Genomic DNA, 6,000 nt, shown 5'->3' with positions numbered 1-6,000 from the left:
CCCCCCCCCCCCCCCCCCCCCCCCCCCCCCCCCCCCCCCCCCCCCCCCCCCCCCCCCCCCGTTTGTGTCGCGCGTTATTTAGTCAAGCGGCGCGGAACGCAGGTCGCTCACCTGTTGCGGCGAGATCGGCGTACCGTTGTTGCCCCACGACATCCGGATATACGTGACGACTGCCGCGACTTCCTGGTTCGACAGCGACTGTGCGAACGGCGGCATCCCGTACGGACGCGGATTCTTGAACGTGCTCGGCGGATAGCCACCGTTCAGCACCATGCGGATCGGGTTGACTGCCGATTCCATCACGATCGAATGGTTGCCCGCGAGCGGCGGATACGCCGGCGGCTTGCCCGAGCCCGTTGCGGCGTGGCAGGTCGCGCAGTTGTCCGCGTAAATCTTCTTGCCTTGGTCGAACAGCGTGTTGCCGAACTGCTTCGACGGCTCGTACTGCATGTTCTTCGGCGCTTCAGCCTTCTGCGGGATCGACTTCAGGTACGTCGACATCGCGCGCGTATCTTCGTCGCTCATGTACTGGAGGCTGTTGTGCACGACGTCGGCCATCGGGCCGAATACCGCGCCCTGGTTCGACACCCCGGCCTGCAGCAGGTTGGACAGTTCCTCCACGTGCCAGTCGCCGAGGCCGAGTTCCTTGTCGTTCGTCAGCGACGGCGCATACCAGTTCTGCAGCGGGATCAGGCCGCCCGCGAAGGCTGCCGAGCTCACCGGGCCGCCCATCATGTTGATCGACGTGTGGCACATCGAGCAGTGGCCGAGGCCCTCGACGAGATACGCGCCGCGATTCCATTCGACCGACTTGGTCGGATCCGGCTTGTACTCGCCTTCCTTGAAGAACAGCGTGCGCCAGCCGATCAGCAGGTTGCGGTTGTTGAACGGGAACTTCAGTTCGTGCGGACGGCTCGGCACCGACACCGGCGCGACCGAACGCAGGTATGCGTAGATCGCGTCCGAGTCGCTGCGCGTGACCTTCGTGTAGCTCGCGAACGGGAAGCCCGGGTAGAGCAGGCTGCCGTCCTTCGAACGGCCGGTGTGCATCGCGCGGTAGAAGTCGTCCGACGTCCACTTGCCGATGCCATCCTTGTCGTCCGGCGTGATGTTCGGCGTGTACATCGTGCCGAACGGCGTCGCCATCGGCAGGCCGCCCGCGAACGACTTGCCGCCGCGCACGGTGTGGCACGCGATACAGTCGCCGACGCGCGCGAGGTACTCGCCCTTCTTGATCAGCGCGGCCTGGTCGGCCGGCGTGGCCGCGACGGCGGAAGCGCCGTGCAGCGTGTCGTTGCCCGGCCACAGGACCGGCACGAGAGCGGCGGCCGCGACGATCGCGACAGCCGAGAGTGCAAACAGGGACTTGCGTTTCATTGTGTCTGTCTCCCTTGCCTTATTGCGGTTCGCTGCCGCAGGCGAGCGGAGTCTTCATCGAACGCGCCGGTGCCGGCACGGGGTTGGCGGGCGCCGGTTGCGCGGCGAGCCACGCGGTCACGGCCGTCACGTCTTCATCCGACAGCTTCGACGCGATCTCGTGCATGCAGTCAGGTGCCTTCGCGTGGCGGTTGCCCGAGCGCCATGCGCCGAGCTGCGCGCTCAGGTAATCGGCGTGCAGGCCGACGAGGCCCGGGATCGCCGGCTGCATGCCGGTCAGCCCTGCGCCGTGGCAGGCCACGCAGGCCGGCAGCTTGCGGGACGGATCGCCTTGCGTGACGAGCTGCTTGCCGCGCGCGAGCGTCGAGCTCGGCAGCGTCGGCTTGGCCGGCGTCGGGTACGGCGGACGCTCGGCCGAGAAGTGCTCGGCGATTTCCTTCAGGTAATCGTCGTTCAGGTACGTCAGCAGATAGTTCATCGGCGGGTACTTGCGCCGGCCGTCACGGAAGTTGACGAGCTGGTTGTACAGGTACTCCGCCGGCTTGCCGGCAAGCCGCGGGAAATAGTCGTTGTCCGTGCCCTGGCCGTGAACGCCGTGACAGGCGGTACAGCCGCGCACACGCTCGGCCATGGTATCGGGTGCCTTGAGCGGCGCCTGCTGGGCGTGCGCTTGCTCCGTGGGCTTGGTCTGCGCTTGGGCAGCGCTCATAAGGCCCGCGCCACCGAACAACAGAACGGCGAGCAACGGACGGAAGAGGCGTCTTGAAGACACACGAGACTCCATGTTTATTCGTCGGGGACCTTGTCCGGGCTACGATCGGCTCGGCGCATGGACGGCAGGACAGCCGGGCTGCTGCGACGCGGCATTCTATCATCGATGGGTAATGACGGCTATTTGACGAAAGGGCATCGGTTCCTGTCTGTTTGCGACTTGCGACAATTTGACGCGCTTCGTCCCATCGTCGTGTGAACCGGCGTGCGCTTTGACCATCGAAGACCTACACTCGCGGGTCGCGCGGCGCCGCCTCCGCCGCAGATCCAGTCATTTCTCCCGTTTCCGGATTCATCGATGACGTTCCTTACCGTGCCATTGCCGTCTTCCCGCTGCCGTTCCACTTGCCGTCGCGCCGCTGGCCGGCCGTTCCCGGGAGGGCGCGCGCGATGAGGATCGACAGCTTGTGGATCGGGCAGGTCGCGCTCGCGGCGCTGATGGACGCGACCTTCGCGATGGCGGTCGGCTCGGCGCTCCTCAAGGCGTGGCTCGGCAAGGACGGCGCACGGCCGGTCGTCGCGCCGTCGCACCCCGCATGGCTGCGTGCGCAACATTCGCTGGTCGCGGCGGCGCTGGCGCTCGTGCTCGCCGACCTCGGCTGGCTGCTGTACGAAGCCGCCTCGATGAGCGGCACGGGGCTCGGCGGCGCGTTCGCCGCGATGCCGACGGTGCTGATGCAGACGCACACGGGCTTTGCGTGGGGCGTCGCGTTCGCCGGCGCCGTGGTGCTTGCGCTCGTCGCGCTGGCGAAGCCCGACGGCCCGCTCGCGCACGCGGTGCTGTGGCTTGCGGTGATCGTGGTCGCGGCCGGCAAGGCATCGCTCGGCCATGCGGCCGACACGGGCCCGCTGTCCGCGGCGGTCGGCGTGCAGACGCTGCACCTGCTTGCCACCGCGGTGTGGGGCGGCCTCGTGCTCGCGGGTGGGCTCGCGGTGCTGCCGGTGCTCGGCTCGTCGGTCGCGCGCGGCGCGCTGATCCGGATCGGCCAGCAACTGTCGCGTACGTCGATGATCGCGGTCGTCTTCGTGCTCGGCACCGGCGTGCTCAATGCGCTGCGCGGGCTCGGCGGCTCGCTCGCGCCGCTCGACGGCAGCACGTGGGGGCGCGTGCTGTTGCTCAAGCTGCTGCTCGTCGCACTCGCGCTCGTGCTGGGCGGGCTGAACCGCTTCTCGGCGCTGCCGCGCCTGGGCCGTACCGCGTCGACCGAGGATGCGCACACGTTCCGCAACATCCTGCATCTCGAGGCGCTGCTGATGATCGGCGTGTTCGTCGCGGCGGCCGTGCTGTCGTTCAGCGTGCCGGGGTTCGCGGCGCTCGGCTGACGGCCGGGGCGGCGCGAGTGCCCGCGCGCCACGCCACGCACCGCAGATGCAAGAACGGCCGCCTGTCCGGGCGGCCGTATCGACGCCGATGCGCGGCACACGCGCCGCGCGGCCCGGCTCATCTCATCTCGCTTCAGTTCACCCCTCGATCACCACTCGGCGACGCTGCCGTCCTCGTGGCGCCACACCGGATTGCGCCAGCGGTGGCCCGTCTTCGCCATCTCGCGCACCTTCTCCTCGTTGACGTCGATGCCGAGCCCCGGGCCCTGCGGGATCGCGACGAAGCCGTCTTCGTAGCGGAACACCTCGGGGTTGCGCAGGTAGTCGAGCAGATCGTTGCCCTGGTTGTAGTGGATGCCGAGGCTCTGTTCCTGGATGAACGCGTTGTAGCTGACCGCATCGAGCTGCAGGCACGCGGCCAGCGCGATGGGCCCAAGCGGGCAGTGCAGCGCGAGCGCGACGTCGTAGCTTTCCGCGAGCGTCGCGATCTTGCGGCACTCGGTGATGCCGCCCGCGTGCGACGCGTCCGGCTGGATGATGTCGACGTAGCCGCCCGCCAGGATGTGCTTGAAGTCCCAGCGCGAGTAGAGCCGCTCGCCGAGCGCGATCGGCGTGTTGGTCTGGTTGACGATGTCGCGCAGCGCCTCGGCATTCTCCGACAGCACCGGTTCCTCGATGAACATCAGCTTGTACGGATCGAGCTCCTTCGCGAGCACCTTCGCCATCGGCTTGTGCACACGGCCGTGGAAGTCGACGCCGATCCCGACGTGCGGGCCGACCGCATCGCGCACCGCCGCGACGTTCGCGATCACCTGCTCGACCTTGTCGTAGGTGTCGACGATCTGCAGCTCCTCGGAACCGTTCATCTTCACGGCCTTGAAGCCGCGCTCGACCACCGCGCGCGCGTTGTTCGCGACGTCGCTCGGCCGGTCGCCGCCGATCCACGAATACACCTTGATGCGCTCGCGCACCTGGCCGCCGAGCAGCGCGTGCACCGGCACACCGTGATGCTTGCCCTTGATGTCCCACAACGCCTGGTCGACGCCCGCGATCGCGCTCATCATGATCGGGCCGCCGCGGTAGAAGCCCGCGCGATACATCACCTGCCAGTGATCCTCGATCAGCAGCGGGTCGCGGCCGACCAGGTAGTCGGCGAGCTCCTGCACCGCGGCCTCGACCGTGTGCGCGCGGCCTTCGACGATCGGCTCGCCCCAGCCGACGATCCCTTCGTCGGTTTCGATCTTGAGGAACAGCCAGCGCGGCGGGACGACGAAGGTTTCGAGGCGGGTGATTTTCATGGGGCGTGTCTCCAGAATGGACCGGTGCGGACGTGCGGGTGCGGCGCCGGTCGAGTACGTGACGGTTATCCTAGCGTAGCCCGCTAAAAAATAGTATTAATAGCACTATTGTGCAGATAGTGGGCAGCCGCGGCGTGCCTGCTCAACGGAGAACGATCATTCAACGCGACCTGCATGGACAGACGGCCTTCCAGCTTGCGACCGCGATCCTGCGCGGCGACTATCCGCCCGAATCGCTGCTGCCGCGGGAGCCGGACCTCATGGCGATGTTCGGCGTGAGCCGCACGGTGCTGCGCGAGGCGCTGCGCACGCTGACGTCGAAAGGGCTCGTCGAATCGCGGCCGAAGGTCGGCACGCGCGTGCGGCCGCGCCGCGCGTGGAACCTGCTCGACGCCGACCTGCTCGACTGGTACGCGCGGGTCGCGCCGCCGCTCGCGTTCGCGCTGAAGCTGCAGGAGATGCGCGAGATGATCGAGCCGCACGCCGCCGCGCTGGCGGCGCGCGCACACGGGCCGGGCGCGTTCGATGCGATCGAGGACGCGGTGCGCGCGATGGCTGCCGCGCGCAACGTCGACGAATGGGTGCGCGCGGACCTGCGTTTTCACCTGAGCGTGCTGGAGGCCGGCGGCAACGAGCTGCTGGTGCCGCTCGGCGCGCTGATCGACCGCACGCTCGAAGCGCAGTTGCACCTGAACGCGCGGCGTGCGCACGTGTTCAACGCGTCCCTTGCCGAGCATGCGGCCGTGAGCGACGCGATCCGCGTGCGCGACGAGGACGGCGCGCGCCGCGCGATGGCATCGTTGCTCGCGGTGACGCGCGCGCGGATCGAGATGTCGTGATGGTCGTGATGGTTGTGACGGAAAGGGCCGCGTCACCCGGTCAGTGATTCGCGCCGCCGCCCGGCTTCAGCACGCGTTGCGTCGACGCCGGATACTTCGCGAGCAGGCTCGCCGGCCGGCGCGGCCGCACGACGAGATCGCCGCCGCAGTTCGGGCATTGCCCTTTCAGCACGTCGTCCGCGCAGCTCGCGCAGAAAGGCTCGCCGCCCGCGTACATTCAAATGTACAAATGCGTGCGTCCGCCGAATCGGGCGGCAGGTCCTTGTCGCAGCATTCGCAGCCGGGGCGCAGTTCGAGCATGACGGTGTTCCTCGTGATCGGGGTGGGGCGGGAAGGGCGCGGCCGGACATTGCGTGCGGCGCGCGTGCGCGCTACTGTACGCGCTTGAGCCG

5 protein-coding genes and 1 pseudogene are annotated in these 6,000 nt (G+C 68.3%); 2 read left to right on the top strand and 4 right to left on the bottom strand.

Annotation, left to right across the window (positions count from 1 at the left end):
• Positions 1-78: 78 nt before the first annotated feature.
• Positions 79-1,377 (bottom strand): c-type cytochrome, encoded by a 1,299-nt coding sequence (locus ACTJKF_RS13860; RefSeq protein ID WP_440624093.1) that lies wholly within the window; start codon positions 1,375-1,377, stop codon positions 79-81.
• A gap of 19 nt (positions 1,378-1,396) precedes the next feature.
• Positions 1,397-2,161: a c-type cytochrome gene (locus ACTJKF_RS13855; protein WP_440624092.1), complete on the bottom strand. Its 765-nt coding sequence runs from the start codon at positions 2,159-2,161 to the stop codon at positions 1,397-1,399.
• A gap of 377 nt (positions 2,162-2,538) precedes the next feature.
• Here ACTJKF_RS13855 and ACTJKF_RS13850 point away from each other — a divergent pair, with 377 nt between their 5' ends.
• Positions 2,539-3,471 (top strand): CopD family protein, encoded by a 933-nt coding sequence (locus ACTJKF_RS13850; RefSeq protein ID WP_440624091.1) that lies wholly within the window; start codon positions 2,539-2,541, stop codon positions 3,469-3,471.
• Between the two features lie 149 nt (positions 3,472-3,620).
• On the opposite strand, the gene dgoD is transcribed toward ACTJKF_RS13850, so the two are convergent.
• Positions 3,621-4,769 carry a galactonate dehydratase gene (gene dgoD, locus ACTJKF_RS13845; protein WP_440624090.1) on the bottom strand — a complete coding sequence of 383 codons (1,149 nt, stop codon included), beginning with the start codon at positions 4,767-4,769 and terminating at the stop codon, positions 3,621-3,623.
• Positions 4,770-4,903: 134 nt separating this feature from the next.
• On the opposite strand from dgoD, the gene ACTJKF_RS13840 reads away from it, so the two are divergent.
• Positions 4,904-5,608, top strand: a complete 705-nt coding sequence (locus ACTJKF_RS13840) for a FadR/GntR family transcriptional regulator (protein WP_440624089.1) — start codon at positions 4,904-4,906, stop codon at positions 5,606-5,608.
• 40 nt (positions 5,609-5,648) lie between these two features.
• On the opposite strand, the pseudogene ACTJKF_RS13835 reads toward ACTJKF_RS13840, so the two are convergent.
• Positions 5,649-5,908, bottom strand: a pseudogene (locus tag ACTJKF_RS13835) (DUF1272 domain-containing protein).
• Between the last annotated feature and the right edge of the window lie 92 nt (positions 5,909-6,000).

Source organism: Burkholderia sp. 22313, assembly GCF_052045245.1.
Lineage (GTDB): Bacteria > Pseudomonadota > Gammaproteobacteria > Burkholderiales > Burkholderiaceae > Burkholderia.
Note: the sequence above shows the minus strand (reverse complement) of the source record. Positions and strands in the feature narration are given on the sequence as shown.

What these genes read in the sequence shown, in the direction of transcription:
- ACTJKF_RS13860 (WP_440624093.1), bottom strand. Translation starts at nt 1,377, where the DNA reads ATGAAACGCAAGTCCCTGTTTGCACTCTCGGCTGTCGCGATCGTCGCG.
- dgoD (WP_440624090.1), bottom strand. Translation starts at nt 4,769, where the DNA reads ATGAAAATCACCCGCCTCGAAACCTTCGTCGTCCCGCCGCGCTGGCTG.
- ACTJKF_RS13850 (WP_440624091.1), top strand. Translation starts at nt 2,539, where the DNA reads ATGAGGATCGACAGCTTGTGGATCGGGCAGGTCGCGCTCGCGGCGCTG.
- ACTJKF_RS13855 (WP_440624092.1), bottom strand. Translation starts at nt 2,161, where the DNA reads ATGGAGTCTCGTGTGTCTTCAAGACGCCTCTTCCGTCCGTTGCTCGCC.